The sequence below is a fragment of the Pseudomonas sp. LS_2 genome (assembly GCF_042709235.1).
Lineage (GTDB): Bacteria > Pseudomonadota > Gammaproteobacteria > Pseudomonadales > Pseudomonadaceae > Aquipseudomonas.
This window is the reverse complement of the sequence record NZ_JAVAYC010000036.1, coordinates 1-14,682: the sequence shown is the minus strand read 5'-3', so window position 1 is coordinate 14,682 and position 14,682 is coordinate 1. Positions and strand designations below refer to the sequence as shown.

The 14,682-nt window shown below is 62.4% G+C and carries 14 protein-coding genes; 4 read left to right on the top strand and 10 right to left on the bottom strand.

Features of this window, described 5'->3' with window-relative positions:
* Positions 1 to 53: 53 nt before the first annotated feature.
* The 10 genes from RAC97_RS22485 to hmpA form a co-directional block, all read right to left on the bottom strand.
* Positions 54 to 431: a YkgJ family cysteine cluster protein gene (locus RAC97_RS22485; RefSeq protein ID WP_375101856.1), complete on the bottom strand. Its 378-nt coding sequence runs from the start codon at positions 429 to 431 to the stop codon at positions 54 to 56.
* Between the two features lie 128 nt (positions 432 to 559).
* Positions 560 to 1,768, bottom strand: coding sequence for an alanine transaminase (gene alaC, locus RAC97_RS22480; protein ID WP_375101855.1), 1,209 nt, complete (start codon positions 1,766 to 1,768; stop codon positions 560 to 562).
* A 133-nt stretch (positions 1,769 to 1,901) separates the two neighbouring features.
* Positions 1,902 to 3,026: a hypothetical protein gene (locus tag RAC97_RS22475; RefSeq protein WP_375101854.1), complete on the bottom strand. Its 1,125-nt coding sequence runs from the start codon at positions 3,024 to 3,026 to the stop codon at positions 1,902 to 1,904.
* Positions 3,027 to 3,171: 145 nt separating this feature from the next.
* On the bottom strand, positions 3,172 to 4,059 hold the full coding sequence (gene cyoE, locus RAC97_RS22470; protein WP_375101853.1) for a heme o synthase: 888 nt from the start codon (positions 4,057 to 4,059) through the stop codon (positions 3,172 to 3,174).
* A gap of 11 nt (positions 4,060 to 4,070) precedes the next feature.
* Positions 4,071 to 4,406 carry a cytochrome o ubiquinol oxidase subunit IV gene (gene cyoD / locus RAC97_RS22465; protein ID WP_375101852.1) on the bottom strand — a complete coding sequence of 112 codons (336 nt, stop codon included), beginning with the start codon at positions 4,404 to 4,406 and terminating at the stop codon, positions 4,071 to 4,073.
* Positions 4,406 to 5,029, bottom strand: coding sequence for a cytochrome o ubiquinol oxidase subunit III (gene cyoC, locus RAC97_RS22460; protein WP_375101851.1), 624 nt, complete (start codon positions 5,027 to 5,029; stop codon positions 4,406 to 4,408). The genes cyoD and cyoC overlap by 1 nt, the downstream gene beginning before the upstream one ends.
* Positions 5,030 to 5,032: 3 nt before the next feature.
* Positions 5,033 to 7,051, bottom strand: coding sequence for a cytochrome o ubiquinol oxidase subunit I (gene cyoB / locus RAC97_RS22455; RefSeq protein ID WP_375101850.1), 2,019 nt, complete (start codon positions 7,049 to 7,051; stop codon positions 5,033 to 5,035).
* A 3-nt stretch (positions 7,052 to 7,054) separates the two neighbouring features.
* Entirely contained in the window at positions 7,055 to 7,999 is a 945-nt protein-coding gene (gene cyoA / locus RAC97_RS22450) for a ubiquinol oxidase subunit II (protein WP_375101849.1), read from the bottom strand.
* Positions 8,000 to 8,556: 557 nt separating this feature from the next.
* Complete coding sequence (locus RAC97_RS22445) at positions 8,557 to 9,063, bottom strand: disulfide bond formation protein B (RefSeq protein WP_375101848.1); 507 nt, start codon at positions 9,061 to 9,063, stop codon at positions 8,557 to 8,559.
* Between the two features lie 386 nt (positions 9,064 to 9,449).
* A complete protein-coding gene (hmpA, locus tag RAC97_RS22440; protein ID WP_375101847.1) occupies positions 9,450 to 10,628 on the bottom strand; it encodes an NO-inducible flavohemoprotein in 1,179 nt (392 codons plus the stop codon).
* A 154-nt stretch (positions 10,629 to 10,782) separates the two neighbouring features.
* On the opposite strand from hmpA, the gene norR reads away from it, so the two are divergent.
* The 4 genes from norR to RAC97_RS22420 all read left to right on the top strand — a co-directional run bounded on the left by norR (position 10,783) and on the right by RAC97_RS22420 (position 14,449).
* Entirely contained in the window at positions 10,783 to 12,333 is a 1,551-nt protein-coding gene (gene norR, locus RAC97_RS22435) for a nitric oxide reductase transcriptional regulator NorR (protein ID WP_375101846.1), read from the top strand.
* Between the two features lie 87 nt (positions 12,334 to 12,420).
* Positions 12,421 to 13,320, top strand: a complete 900-nt coding sequence (locus RAC97_RS22430) for a chemotaxis protein (protein WP_375101845.1) — start codon at positions 12,421 to 12,423, stop codon at positions 13,318 to 13,320.
* A gap of 86 nt (positions 13,321 to 13,406) precedes the next feature.
* The gene (locus RAC97_RS22425) at positions 13,407 to 13,718 is read left to right on the top strand and encodes a hypothetical protein (protein ID WP_375101844.1); all 312 of its coding nucleotides are present in this window, start codon (positions 13,407 to 13,409) and stop codon (positions 13,716 to 13,718) included.
* Entirely contained in the window at positions 13,715 to 14,449 is a 735-nt protein-coding gene (locus tag RAC97_RS22420; RefSeq protein WP_375101843.1) for a YkgJ family cysteine cluster protein, read from the top strand. Before RAC97_RS22425 ends, RAC97_RS22420 begins: the two co-directional genes overlap by 4 nt.
* Positions 14,450 to 14,682 lie beyond the last annotated feature (233 nt).

Below are 14,682 nucleotides of genomic sequence, written 5' to 3'. Positions count from 1 at the left end.
CCAGCGGTAGCGGCACAGTGCTGCGCCGCAAAGCGCCTTAACGCTTCAGTGCATCAGGCGACCCGGGCGCTGCCATCGCCCGGCCAGAGCGGTTCGTTGGCCTCGAGCGGTGGTAGGCCATAGGCCGCCCTGGCGTCGTCACAACTGGGGTTGTGCCCCCCGTTTTCCCAGGAAGCGTCGAACTCGCGACAGGGCGTGGAGCGGTTCTCGTAGATGGTGCATCCCACCTGCTTGCCGATCTCGCCGTCCAGGCTGATGCAGCGGCAGGGCTTGGCATCGGTGCCGATCATCGCCACGCGGGTCGGATTGATCTGTACCACCAGGTCGTCGGGCACCGTCCCGCCGGAGGACTGGCACTCACCCCAGAAGAAGGACACACGGAAGTAGCCGCAGCAGGCGCCGCAGGTAAGGCAAGGGTTCTGTTCGGACATGATGGCACGGAGGGGAAAGGTTGTTGTTATCGGGGCAAGGCCCGCGGCGCCATTTGTAATCGAAGCCAAGGTGGCTGAGAAGAGGGGTAATGCAAAAAAAATGGCCGCCCATCGGCGGCCATCCTGGCTCACTTGCTGATAAGACCGTCGGCCCGGAACATCTGGCGGATGCCGCGGATCGCCTGGCGAATACGGTCCTGGTTCTCGATCAGCGCGAAGCGCACGTGGTCGTCGCCGTAGTCGCCGAAACCGATGCCCGGCGACACGCACACCTTGGCTTCGGCCAGCAGCTTCTTGGAGAACTCCAGCGAGCCCAGGTGGGCATAGGCTGGCGGGATCTTCGCCCAGATGTACATCGACGCCTTGGGGTTCTCGACCATCCAGCCCAGTTCGTGCAGGCCCTTGACCAGCAGGTTGCGGCGCTGGCGGTACTGCTCGGCGATGTCGCGCACGCACTGTTGGTCGCCTTCCAGCGCGGCAATGGCCGCTACCTGCAAGGGGGTGAAGGTGCCGTAGTCGTGGTAGCTCTTGATTCGCGCCAGGGCACTGACCAACTGCGGGTTGCCGACCATGAAACCGATGCGCCAGCCGGCCATGTTGTAGCTCTTGGACAGGGTGAAGAATTCCACCGCGATGTCCTTGGCGCCCGGCACCTGCATGATCGAAGGCGCCTTCCAGCCGTCGTAGACGATGTCGGCGTAGGCCAGGTCATGCACCACCAGCACGTCGTAGCGCTTGGCCAGGGCCACCACGCGCTCGAAGAAGTCCAGCTCGACGCACTGGGCGGTAGGGTTGGAGGGAAAGCCGAGAATCATCATCTTCGGCTTGGGGATCGACTCGCGAATCGCCCGCTCCAGCTCGTTGAAGAAGTCTACGCCCGGCACCAGCGGCACGGAGCGCACCTGGGCACCGGCGATCACCGCGCCGTAGATATGAATGGGGTAGCTGGGGTTGGGCACCAGCACGGTGTCGCCTTGGTCGAGGGTGGCCAGCATCAGGTGCGCCAGGCCTTCTTTCGAGCCGATGGTAACGATGGCTTCGCTTTCCGGGTCGATCTCCACCTCGTAGCGTTCCTGGTACCAGCGCGAGATGGCGCGGCGCAGGCGTGGAATGCCCCGGGAGGTGGAATAGCCGTGGGTGTCTTCGCGCTGGGCGACTTGCACCAGCTTCTCGACGATGTGCGGTGGCGTGGCCCCGTCGGGGTTACCCATGCTCAGGTCGATGATGTCCTCGCCGCGACGGCGGGCAGCCATCTTCAGTTCGGCGGTGATGTTGAAGACGTAGGGGGGGAGACGATCGATGCGCGCAAAGCGGCGCGGCGAACCTTGGTCGGCCATGCTTTCCTCGAGAGACGTAAGCGCCCGGAACCGTCCGAGCGACGTTGGCCACTGCGGTGGCCGAGGCAGAAGATAATCGGCCCGCCAGGGGATGTAAAGAGGCGGCCATACGAACGCTGGCCGCCCTGCCCTGTCAGCGCAAGGACTTGTAGTTGTCCGCGTCCTGCGGCGACTGGGCGAGGCCATCGGCGGGGTCGAACGGATCGCCCTGGACCTTGCGGAATTCCGTGCCGATCATGCCATGGTGGACGAGGCGCTCGTCGTCGCCCTCGGTGACCACGGTGTAGGACTGTTTGCGCATGGCCCGGTACTGCCCGTCTGCCGCGGCCATGGCCCGGTGGTACTTGTCGAGCATTGCCTGATCGAGTTGCAGGCGCTTGTTCAGGCGAGTACCCCAGCGAGTCAGGCATACCTCAGCGAAGTGCCGCACGACCTGCCCCGGTTCGATCAAAACCTTGCCGCTGCTCGCACCATCGGTCGAAGCGTTGCCCACAAGGGTTGCGTGACGCCCCGGTAACGGGAAGATGCTGATGCGCGACTTGAAGGGCATGATCGGGATGACACAGGCAAAGCCCTTGGAACGCTCGTCGCGCGCATAGTAGCCCACGTACTCCTTGACGTTGGTTTTCAGCTGCACGCGCTCGTGCTGCACATTGCCCGCGCCCGGCACCGGGTCGATGGCGAAGATGTTGACCTTCACACCTCCCAGTTCCGGATCCTCGGCCATGGCGTTGGCCAACATATGGCAGCTGATGCCGCCACGGCTCCAGCCCACCAGGTTGACGGTAGTGGGGATCAACGGTTTGCGCATCTGCCTGATGAGCTGCTCCTGCAACGCCTGGGGTGTCACCAGGCGGTCCCCATAGTCGTACGTGCGCCAGAACCACGAGCCTCCCGCGCTGGCATCGGGGATCGGGATGCCGGCACGCTTGAGACCGTCGTACTCCTGCTGTGTGAGCTTCTTGCGTTGCCAGTTGAGCTTGCCCTTGATGACCTGCAGCGCATGCTGGACGTTCTCGTTCCAGCCGCTGCCGAACAGAGTGCCAGTGATCTGGAAGTGCCCGCCCCCCTCGACGAACAACAGGTCGCTCTGCAGGTTGCCGCTGCCGGGGCCGTCGACGGCGATCCAGTCGACGAACTCCCGCCCGGCATCGTTGGCGGCCAGGGTCGAGACCAGCTCGCCATTCCAGAAGTTGGGGTTCGTGGTATCGAAACTGTGGGAGCCGGTGCCGCAGAAGTAGACAGTGAAAACGCCCATGGGTATGCCTCCTTGGTGTGGGAGGGGCACCTTAGGCTGCGAGTAATGGCGCAGGCAGCAGGAAGCATTGCGACGGGGCAGCGAGAAGGCCCCAGGCAAAAAACCCCGGCACCAGGGCCGGGGTTTCGTGTAACAGGCAGAGCTGTCAGCGTGCGTAGGTCATCAGCACATCGGCGGCGGTCTGGCTGTCCACCGACATCATCACGCTCAGGGCAGTGACGGTGAGGATGGAGAAGCCGAACACCTTGCGCGCCCATTTGCTGTCGTCCTCGGCCTTGTAGCCACCCCAGGCCATGTACAGCCAGTACAGGCCCATGGCTGCGGCGACGGCGAGGTAACCCAGGCCTGCGTAACCGCCAAGGGTGAGCATCAAGGTAGCGAGCACGAAGGCCAGCACGTACAGCACGATCTGCTTCTTCGCCGCGAGGATACCGCGTGCCACCGGCAATACCGGGATGTTGGCGGCGCTGTAGTCCTTGAAGCGGAAGATGGCGATGGCGAAGCTGTGTGGCATCTGCCACAGGCTGAACATCACCAGCAGAGTCACTGCGGCCATGTCGAAGCTGTTGCTCACCGCGCAGTAGCCGATCACCGGCGGCATGGCACCGGACAGGCTGCCCACCAAGGTGCCATGCACCGACTTGCGCTTGAGCCACAGGCTGTAGAAGCCGACGTAGATGACGAACCCGACCAGCGCGCAGAACGCCGCCAGCGGGTTGGCCTGGATGTACAGCATGCTGAAGCCCGCCACCCCAAGCAGGGTGGCGTAGGCCAGTGCGAGCGGCAGTGGCATGCCGCCCTGAACCATGACGCGGTTCTTGGTACGTTCCATCTTCAGGTCGATGTCGCGGTCGATGCAGTTGTTGAACACGCAACCGGACGCGACGACCAGGGAAGTACCGACAACCACCGCCAGGAACAGGGCGAAATCCACATGCCCGCCCGAGGCGAGGAAGAAACCGCCTGCCACGGAAAGCACGTTACCGAAAATGATCCCCGGTTTGGTGATTTGGATAAAGTGCTTCACGGACATGCAGTCTTACCTCACTTGGCCATCATTTCGATGTGGATGCTGAACATGATCCACAGCGACAGGCCGACCAGCAGTGCAATAACCAGAACGGTGAACAGGAACGTCGACACGTTGGAGCGCTGCTCTTTCGAGCGGTCCATGTGCAGGAAGTACACAAGGTGTACCACCACCTGGATGACGGCCATGGCCACCACGATCAGGACGGTCAGGTTCTTCGGCAAGCTTGGGTACATCACCAGGCCGAACGGGATGGCAGTCAGGATGATCGACAGGATGAAGCCGATCATGTAGGACTTCACGCTGCCGTGGTTGCCTTCGTGGTGAGCAGTGTCGTGTGCGTTAGCCATTACAGGACTCCCAGCAGGTAGACGACGGTGAAGACGCAGATCCAGACCACGTCCAGGAAGTGCCAGAACAGGCTCAGGCAGCTCATGCGGGTTTTCACGGTCGGGGTGATGCCCTTGGTCTGGATCTGGTACATCAGGATCGCCATCCAGATCAGGCCAGCAGTCACGTGCAGACCGTGGGTACCTACCAGCGCGAAGAACGCCGACAGGAACGCACTGCGCTGCGGGCCGTAGCCTTCGACGATCAGGTGATGGAATTCATAGATTTCCATCGCGATGAAGCCGGCACCGAACAGGAAGGTCACGGCCAACCAGCCCAGCACGCCTGCCTTGTTACCGGCGAACAACTTCAGCATGGCGAAGCCGAAGGTGATCGAGGACAGCAGCAGCAGTGCGGTTTCAACCAGCACGAAGTCGAGCTGGAAGATGTCGTGACCCGACGGGCCGCCGGCAAAACTGCCGGACAGCACCGCGTAGGTAGCGAAGAGCGACGCAAACAGGATGCAGTCGGTCATCAGGTAGAGCCAGAAACCGAATACGGTCATCTGGCCCGAGTCGTGGTGGTGATCGTCGTGCCCATGGTCGTGACCATGTGCTTCACCGTGCATTACTTGACTGGACATTGGTTACACCCGCTCAAACGATTCGACACGTGCGCCGCCAGCTGGCAGTGCACCGGCCTGGGCCAACGCCTTCAGACGCTCGCCTTCGATACGCGCCACTTCCTCGGCCGGAACCATGTAGCCCTGGTCGTCACGTGCTGCGTGGCGAACGAAGACAACAACGGTTGCAACCAGGCTTGCAGCCACCAGCCACCAGATGTGCCAGATGAAGGCGAAGCCGAACACGGTCAGGAACAGACCCATGAACAGACCGGTGGAGGTGTTGCTTGGCATGTGGATCGGCTCGTACTTGCCCGGCACCTTGTAGGCGACACCGGCTTCCTTGGCTTCGTGCCAAGCGTCCAGGCCTACCTTCTCAGGCATGTGGGCGAAGTTGTAGAACGGAGGTGGCGACGAAGTCGACCATTCCAGGGTACGGCCGCCCCATGGGTCGCCAGTGACGTCCAGGTTCTGCTTGCTGTCGCGGACCGACACGTACAGCTGGATCAGCTGGCAGGCGATACCGCCCAGGATCATCACGGCGCCGACCACGGCAACGTACAGGTAGGGTTCCCACAGCGGGTTGTCGGAGTGGTTCAGGCGACGGGTCATGCCCATGAAGCCCAGGGCGTACAGCGGCATGAACGCAACGTAGAAGCCCGAGATCCAGAGCCAGAAGGAGGCCTTGCCCCACTTCTCGTTCAGGGTGAAGCCGAAGGCTTTCGGGAACCAGAACACGAAACCTGCGATGTAGCCGAATACTGCGCCACCGATGATCACGTTGTGGAAGTGGGCGATCACGAACAGGCTGTTGTGCAGTACGAAGTCAGCACCTGGAACGGCCAGCAGGACGCCGGTCATGCCACCGATGGAGAAGGTGACCATGAAGCCCAGGGTCCAGAGCATTGGCGAGGTGAAGCGCACTCGGCCCTGGTACATGGTGAACAGCCAGTTGAACAGCTTCACACCCGTCGGAATGGAGATCAGCATCGTCGCCAGGCCGAAGAAGGTGTTGACGCTGGCGCCGGCACCCATGGTGAAGAAGTGGTGCAGCCAGACCGCGAAGCCCAGTACGGCGATCGCACCCGACGCGTAGATCATCGCGTGGTGGCCGAACAGGCGCTTGCTGGAGAAGGTCGAGGTGACTTCCGAGAACACGCCGAAGGCCGGCAGGATCAGGATGTAGACCTCAGGGTGACCCCACGCCCAGAACAGGTTGACGTACATCATCGGGTTCCCACCAAGGTCGTTGGTGAAGATGTGGAAGTCCAGATAACGGTCAACGGTCAGCAGGGCGAGTGCGGCGGTCAGGATCGGGAACGAAGCGACGATCAGCACGTTGGCCCAGGTGCAGGTCCAGGTGAAGATCGGCATGTCCATGAGCTTCATGCCAGGTGCGCGCATCTTGGCCACGGTGACCAGGAAGTTCACGCCGGTGAGTGTCGTACCCAAGCCTGAGAGCTGTAGCGCCCAGATGTAGTAGTCCACACCCACGCCCGGACTGTACTCGATGCCCGAAAGCGGCGGGTAGGCAACCCAGCCGGTCTTGGCGAATTCACCGACGCCCAGCGAGATGTTGACCAGCAGCACGCCTGCCAGCAGCAGGTAGAAGCTCAGGGAGTTCAGGAACGGGAAGGCAACGTCACGTGCACCGATCTGCAGAGGCAGGGCCAGGTTCATCAGGCCGGTGAAGAACGGCATCGCCATGAAGATGATCATGATCACACCGTGGGCGGTGAAGATCTGGTCATAGTGTTCAGGCGGCAGGTAGCCTTCGGAGCCGGAGGTGGCCATCGCCAGCTGGGTACGCATCATGATGGCGTCGGCGAAGCCGCGCAGCAGCATGACCATCGCGACGATGATGTACATCACCCCGATCTTCTTGTGGTCGACCGTGGTCAACCACTCGCTCCACAAGTAGGTCCACTTGCGGAAATAGGTGATTGCACCGACCAAGGCAATACCACCGACCGCAATCAAGGCGAGTGTCACCAAGACTATCGGGTCGTGAGGTATCGCCTCCAGGGATAATTTACCGAACATCTCTTACTCCTCTGCACCGGCAGCTGGTTGCATACTCGAATCCACACCCTTGGTAGTGGCCAGCTCTTTGCTGCCTGCTTCTTCGTGGTTCGGACGACCGCGGTTCATGCCTTCGTACTTGTCGACGATGCGCTGGAACTGGTCAGCCGATGCCTCGCTGTACAGCGCGACTGGGTTGTTTTCGCTTGGTTTGGCCAAGGCGCTGTATTCAGCCTCGTCCAGCTTCTTCGGCGACTGCTTGACCTCGGCGACCCATGCTTCGAAGTCGGCCTGGGAGGTGGCGGTAGCCTTGAATTTCATACCGGTGAAGCCCGCACCGCTGTAGTTCGCCGAGATACCGTCGAACTCGCCGTTCTCGTTGGCGATCAGGTGCAGCTTGGTGGTCATGCCGGCCATGGCGTAGATCTGGCCGCCCAGTGCGGGGATGAAGAACGAGTTCATCACGGCGTCCGAGGTGACACGGAAGTTAACCGGGGTGTTGGCCGGGAAGACGATCTTGTTGACCGTGGCGATGCCTTGTTCCGGGTAGATGAACAGCCATTTCCAGTCCAGCGCGACCACGTCGATCTGCACCGGCTTCACATCGGAATCCAGTGGACGGTACGGGTCCAGCTTGTGGGTGGAGTGGTAGGTGACGTAACCCAGGGCGATGATGATCAGGATCGGGATGATCCACACCGCGGCCTCGATCTTGGTCGAATGCGACCAGTCGGGGGTGTAGGTGGCGGCCTTGTTGGAAGCACGGTACTTCCAGGCGAACACCAGGGTCATGATGATGACAGGCACGACGACCAGCAGCATGAGGCCGGTAGCGATCAGGATCAGCTCCTTCTGCTCGACACCCACCTGGCCCTTCGGATCAAGCAGGGTCCATTCACACCCGCTGAGTAAAAGCATGCCTAAAAAGGGCAATATGCCAAACAGTCTGGGGTAACGCTTTTTACTCATCTCACGACCTCTAGATCAGCTTGCTTCAATGCAATTTGTGTTTTGGTCGCCAACACTTCGTCCTGCCAAGCGTTAGCATTTCGGGCTCGAATTCGCTCCTGCCTGGGGTCCGACTGCAGGACCTGGCGTCAAGCGGGTTTTGATGGTGCTTAGATTTCTTAGGCTAACGGCCTGTACTTCAGACCAAGTCCATTTGGTGCGGAAAACGCGGAGGGATGTCCGCCCGGATCACCGCCGGGCGGAACTTGACGAAGTCAGCAAAAGGAGCGCTGGGGCTTCCTTCGATCCTGCGACTCGCAAGCGGTGCCGAACGGAAATTGGGGGCGATTGTAGATAGGTCGCCCCCCCTTGACTATGACTTATTGAGCAACAGTCTTTTGCAGGATTCGTAACAATAGCGCCCAAAAAATCAACTTCGCGACAGTTTGTCGCACCCCTCGAAACAAGCCTGCAGGCCACGTACTAAAGGGGTTTGTCGCTGATTCAGGTCAGCCCTTGGGAAACATTTCCCAGGTTTCGCACCGTGCAACAGACTTGCGCGAAATCGGTACTTTTGTCTAAGCCCGGCGCCGGTTCCGGTAGATGCCCAGAGGCACCAGGATGGCGGTGAGGACAAAGGCCACCAGCGCCCATTGCGCCAGGGAAAGGCCGAGGATCGGCGGGTACGGCGTGGAGCAGAAACCGTCGACCTGGAACGCCAATGGCCAGACCCGCGCCAGGGGCAGGTCGTCGACGATCGGTTGCAAGGTATCGATGCCGCAACTGACCGCCGGGTTGGCGAGTATATACACATGGTTGCCCGCCGCAACGATTCCACCGATCGCGCTGAGCACGACCAAGGCTTCGAAGAACGTCAGGCTGCGCCGCCCCGGCATGGCGGCAGCGATGAAGGCGAACAGCGCGATCAGCAGCAGGGCATAGCGCTGCAGGATGCACAGCGGGCAAGGCGCCTCGCCGAGTACGACCTGCATGTACAGCGCGCCACCGATCAGGGAGAGGCAGATCACCCCCAGCAGCACCAGAAAGCGCCGTTCCCGATTCAGGCGCAAGGTTTGTTCGTTCATTGCCGATTCCTTCGATGGATAGTGGCAGCGCGTGCCGCCCGAAAGGGCGCCAGTCTACACGCCGGCGTGGCCATTGGGATGCGTCGAGGAAGCGGCGTGACAGCGCTGTGGCTATCCGTGGTGATCTAGGACCGGCCGGAACGACGTCGGTTCAACGTCGCCCGCAAAAATGCGGTAGCCCGGATGCCGCGCAGGCGAACGCCCCTCGACAGCCGAAGTGAAGGATACCGTGATTAAAGGAGGATTAAAGCTGAAAGATCCCGCAGTGTTGCGTATTCCCTTCCTTATATAGAAAGCGCGCACGCGCGATCGCGGGGCAAGCAAGCCTGCCCCGCGATGGGTTCGACAACTGGCACGCCCCCGATGCGCAAGGGCGTGCCGGCCGGTTACTCCAGCGCCGAAGCCGGGCCGAAGAACTCGTAGCGGCTCTGCGCTTCTGGCACACCGAGCCCTTTCAGGTGACGGCGCATGGCCGCCATGAAACCTTTCGGGCCGAGGAAGTAGGCGTCCAGGTCGCGGTCGCTCGGCAGCCATTCGCCCAGCAGCTCCTGGGTCAGGACACCCACGGCGTCGACCTTGCTGCTGCCATCGTCTTCGCCGTAGCAGTAGAAGCGCTTGAGCTGCGGGTGACGCTCGGCCAGGGCATCGACCCAGTCACGGAAGGCGTGCACCGAGCTATTGCGCGCGCAGTGGATGAAGTGCACCGGGCGCTGGGTCTTGAGCGCAGCTTCCAGCATGGCCAGGGTCGGGGTGATGCCGACGCCACCGCTGAGCAGCACCAAGGGCTTGTCGCTGTCGGTCAGGGTGAACTCGCCGGAGGGCGTGAACAGGTTGATCAGGTCGCCTTCCTGAAGCTGGTCGTGCAGTTGGTTGGAGACCTTGCCGCCAGGTTCGCGCTTGACGCTGATGCGGTACTGCTTGCCATCGCCCAGGGCCGACAGCGAGTAGTTGCGGCGCTGCTCCACGCCATCGACGAACACCTGCAAGCCAATGTACTGGCCCGGCTCGGCCAGCAGTACCGGCTGGCCATCGACCGGGGCGAAGTAGAACGAGACGATTTCGCTGCTTTCCTGCACCCGGCGCGCCACGCGGAACTCGCGCACACCACGCCAGCCGCCCACGGCTTCTTCCTTCTCCTTGTAGATCTTCTCTTCGGCACCGATGAGGATGTCAGCCAACTGGCCGTAGGCCGCGCCCCAGGCTTCGATGACCTGCGGGGTAGCGATGTCCTTGCCGAGCACTTCCTCGATGGCACGCAGCAGGCAGCTGCCGACGATTGGGTAGTGCTCGGGCAGGATCTGCAGGGCTACATGCTTGTTGATGATCAGCCCGACCAGGCCGCCCAGTTTTTCCAGCTGGTCGATGTGACGGGCGTACATCAGCACGCCGTTGGCCAGGGCGCGCGGCTGGTCGCCGCTGGCCTGGTGGGCCTGGTTGAACAGCGGGCGCACTTCGGGGTATTCGCTGAGCATCATCTTGTAGAAGTGAGTGGTCAGCGCTTCGCCGCCGCTTTCCAGCAGCGGGACGGTGGCTTTGACGATTGCACGTTGGTCGGCGGTAAGCATGGTAGTGACTCCTGAGCCAGGGGCTTCGTAAGGTTGCCTTTGGTATTTCAGCAATCATGCCAAGTTTAAAAATCAATAAAATCAATAGCTTGAAACAATAACGGTCAAAATGACACAGACCGGCGTATAGTCATTCCGACCAAAAGGAGTCCTTATGACCGCAAAGCCGCTGCTGACCACCCTCCTCCCCCTGGTCAGCGACCTGTCCCGCGACCTGCCCGACCAGGAGCGCTACCGCCGCTTGCTGCAGGCCATGCGCAACCTGCTGCCGTGCGATGCCGCTGCGTTGCTGCGTCTGGATGGCGAATGGCTGGTCCCGCTGGCAGTAGACGGCCTGTCGCCCGACACCCTCGGGCGGCGCTTCCGGGTCAGCGAGCATCCGCGCTTCCAGATTCTGCTCAGCCGCCCCGAGCCCACCCGCTTCGCCAGCGACAGCGACCTGCCCGACCCCTACGATGGGTTGGTGGCTGACGCCCATGCCGACCTCGAGGTGCACGACTGCATGGGCTGCCCGTTGATGGTCGATGAGCGCCCATGGGGCCTGGTCACCCTCGACGCCCTTGAGCCTGGGCAGTTCCAGAGCCTGGAGCTGGAAGCCTTGCAAGCGTTCGCCAGCCTTGCCGCCGCCACCGTCACGGTGGCCGAGCGCATCGAGAACCTGGCCCTGCGCGCCGAGGACGAGCACCAGCGCGCCGAGGTGTATCGCCAGGCCAGCGGCCAGGACAAGGAACTGATCGGCCAGAGCCAGGCGCACAAACGCCTGGTGGAGGAGATACGCCTGGTCGGCGGCAGCGACCTGACCGTGCTGATCACCGGCGAAACCGGCGTCGGCAAGGAACTGGTAGCCCAGGCCCTGCACCGCGCCAGCCAACGCGCCGGCAAGCCACTGATCAGCCTGAACTGCGCCGCATTGCCCGACACCTTGGTGGAAAGCGAGCTGTTCGGCCACGTGCGCGGCGCCTTCACCGGCGCCCATGGCGAACGCCGTGGCAAGTTCGAGCTGGCCAATGGCGGCACACTGTTCCTCGATGAGGTAGGTGAACTGCCCCTGACCGTCCAGGCCAAGCTGCTGCGCGTATTGCAGAGCGGCCAGCTGCAACGTCTGGGCTCGGACCGTGAGCACCAGGTGGATGTACGCCTGATCGCGGCGACCAACCGCGACCTGGCCGAGGAAGTGCGCCAGGGCCGCTACCGCGCCGACTTCTACCACCGCCTGAGCGTCTACCCTTTGCAGGTACCCGCCCTGCGCACGCGTGGTCGCGACGTGCTGTTGATCGCCGGTTACTTCCTCGAACAGAACCGCTCGCGCCTGGGCCTGAACAGCCTGCGCCTGAGCGCCGAGGCGCAGTCGGCGCTGCTGGCATACGACTGGCCGGGCAACGTGCGCGAGCTGGAGCACCTGATCGGTCGCTCTGCGCTCAAGGCCCTAGGCCAGCAGCCCAAGCGCCCGCGCATTCTTACCCTGGAAGCCCATGACCTCGATCTGCGCCCATCACAACCTGCGCCTGAGTTGCCCTCCAGCGCCCCGGAAGTACTCGCCGAGCCGCCGCAAGGCGGGCTGCGAGAAGCGCTGGACGCCTATCAGCGCCAGGTGATCGAGGCGTGCCTGGCACGTCATCACGACAATTGGGCCGCGGCAGCGCGCGAGCTGGAGTTGGACCGGGCCAACCTCAATCGCCTGGCCAAGCGCCTGGGCTTGCGATAGGCCGCCATCTTCAAGGCATATCTAAAGCCTGACCAAACCAGGCCGATAACCTGGCATCCTCCCCATTCCTTACATACAAGGTTGCCCATGGCCACGCAAAACGCCCGCGCGGACTCGCTGTCCCTGCTGCTGTTCACCCTGCGCAGCGGCAAGCTGATGGCGATCAACCTGCTCAAGGTCAGCGAGATCATTCCTTGCCCACCGCTGACCAAGCTCCCCGAATCGCACCCGCACGTCAAAGGCGTGGCCACCCTGCGGGGCAACTCGCTGTCGGTGATCGACCTGTCCCGCGCCATCGGCGAACGGCCACTGGCCGACCCCGATGGCGGCTGCCTGATCGTCACCGAGATCAGCCGCTCGCGCCAGGGCCTGCACGTGCAAGCGGTGAGCCGCATCGTTCATTGCCTGAGCACCGATATCAAGCCGCCGCCCTACGGCTCGGGCAACCGCTCGTTCATCACCGGCGTGACCCGGGTCGACAATACCCTGGTGCAGGTGCTGGACATCGAGAAGGTCATCCACGGCATCGCCCCGCCCGAGCCCGAGGCAAAAACCGGCGAGTTGAACGAGGAGGACGCAAGCCTTCTGGCAGCTACCAATATCCTGGTGGTCGATGACAGCCAGGTCGCGTTGCAGCAGTCGGTACACACCCTGCGCAACCTCGGCATCGAGTGCCACACCGCGCGCAGTGCCAAGGAAGCGATCAACGTGCTGCTGGACCTGCAAGGCACCGCCCAGGAAATCAACATCGTGGTGTCCGACATCGAAATGTCGGAGATGGACGGCTATGCCTTCACCCGCACCGTGCGCGAAACCCCGGACTTCAAGCACCTCTACGTCCTGCTGCACACCTCGCTGGACAGCGCCATGAGCGCCGAGAAGGCCAGGCTTGCCGGGGCCAACGCAATCCTCACCAAGTTTTCCTCGCCCGAGCTGACCGACTGCCTGGTGGTGGCGGCGCGGGCGGTGGCGTTTGCCGAGCATTGATACGTGGCGACAAAGGTTGGTTCTTGATGACTTGGGCAGCTTGGGCATAATTGACAGCCACTCGAAGTTTTTTCCTGGGATCCCGTATGAAATTTCTTAGCGCCCTTCTCGTGACCTGCGCCATGGCCAGCGGCATGGCCCAGGCATCCAGTACCCAGGCCTGGAACGACTATCGCCAGCAGATGGTCAAGAGTTGCCTGGCCGCCAGCCAGTTCAAGAATGCCCATGTGCTGGGCAAGCCTGCCGAGTTCGACGACCGAGTCGCCTACAGCGCGTTGCTGATCGAAGGCGTATACCCGCAAAAGCACATGAAGCAACGCACCGGCACCGAGCTGTGCCTGTACGACCGCCAACGCCAGCAGGCTTTCATTACCGAATGGGAAACCAGCAAACGGTGAACGATTCTATCCGCTTCGCCTGCACCGGTTGTGGCAAGTGCTGCACCGGCCACCACGTGCCACTGACCCTGGCCGAGTCGCGCCAGTGGGCACAGGCCGGTGGCCAGGTGGTGGTGCTGATCGAGGGCTTCGTCGCCGACGGTCCTGGCATGCCGGTCGAGCAGCGCGAGCACGTGCTGCGCCGCTCGCATCCGGTGGCCTGCGGCAGCGGCGAGGTACGTGTGTCGGTGACCTTTGCCGCGTTCAACCCCGGTCGTTGCCGCAACCTGGATGCCGACAACCTGTGCACCATCTATGAAACCCGCCCGTTGGTGTGCCGCATCTACCCGGCCGAGATCAACCCGCACATCCCCCTGCGCACGGAAAACAAGGACTGCCCGTCCGAAGCCTGGGAGCAAGGCCCCGAACTGATCCATGGCAGCCTGCCGCTGGACCCTGAGCTGATAGCGCTGATTGACGCCTCGCGCCAGGCCGACCGCGACGACATCGCCGCCAAGGTCGCCATCTGCCAGGCCCTGGGCATGACCACCAGCGCCCTCAAGGGCAGCGGCTTCACCGCCTGGCTGCCGGACATGGGAGCGCTGGGCACGGTACTGGAGCAAACGCCCGCCGACGACGGCTCGCCGTGGACACTGCACGTACCCGACCCGGCAGTGGCCGACGACCTACTGCCCCATGGGCTGCTGACCACGGCAGAGGCGCCGGTGTACTACGCCTATATCGGTTTTTGACCCACCCGCGAAAACTGACAGCGCTGTCAGCCAGGCGTCACGTTGGTGACCCGGTCGTAGGGCTATAAACAACCCATTACCCTGGCCAATACAGGTTCGACATTGCGTTGGCCTTTTCGCGGGTAAACCCGCTCCCACAGGTACTGCACTGCCTTCGAGAACAGTGGGTACTTGTGGGTGCGGGCTTGCCTGCGAAGAGGCCGACGCCTGCCTTTTTTACACATCTCCGAGCC

Bases quoted from the DNA above. Each gene is read 5' to 3' on its own strand.
- RAC97_RS22485 (WP_375101856.1), bottom strand. From the start codon at position 431: ATGTCCGAACAGAACCCTTGCCTTACCTGCGGCGCCTGCTGCGGCTAC.
- alaC (WP_375101855.1), bottom strand. From the start codon at position 1,768: ATGGCCGACCAAGGTTCGCCGCGCCGCTTTGCGCGCATCGATCGTCTC.
- RAC97_RS22475 (WP_375101854.1), bottom strand. From the start codon at position 3,026: ATGGGCGTTTTCACTGTCTACTTCTGCGGCACCGGCTCCCACAGTTTC.
- cyoE (WP_375101853.1), bottom strand. From the start codon at position 4,059: ATGTCCGTGAAGCACTTTATCCAAATCACCAAACCGGGGATCATTTTC.
- cyoD (WP_375101852.1), bottom strand. From the start codon at position 4,406: ATGGCTAACGCACACGACACTGCTCACCACGAAGGCAACCACGGCAGC.
- cyoC (WP_375101851.1), bottom strand. From the start codon at position 5,029: ATGTCCAGTCAAGTAATGCACGGTGAAGCACATGGTCACGACCATGGG.
- cyoB (WP_375101850.1), bottom strand. From the start codon at position 7,051: ATGTTCGGTAAATTATCCCTGGAGGCGATACCTCACGACCCGATAGTC.
- cyoA (WP_375101849.1), bottom strand. From the start codon at position 7,999: ATGAGTAAAAAGCGTTACCCCAGACTGTTTGGCATATTGCCCTTTTTA.
- RAC97_RS22445 (WP_375101848.1), bottom strand. From the start codon at position 9,063: ATGAACGAACAAACCTTGCGCCTGAATCGGGAACGGCGCTTTCTGGTG.
- hmpA (WP_375101847.1), bottom strand. From the start codon at position 10,628: ATGCTTACCGCCGACCAACGTGCAATCGTCAAAGCCACCGTCCCGCTG.
- norR (WP_375101846.1), top strand. From the start codon at position 10,783: ATGACCGCAAAGCCGCTGCTGACCACCCTCCTCCCCCTGGTCAGCGAC.
- RAC97_RS22430 (WP_375101845.1), top strand. From the start codon at position 12,421: ATGGCCACGCAAAACGCCCGCGCGGACTCGCTGTCCCTGCTGCTGTTC.
- RAC97_RS22425 (WP_375101844.1), top strand. From the start codon at position 13,407: ATGAAATTTCTTAGCGCCCTTCTCGTGACCTGCGCCATGGCCAGCGGC.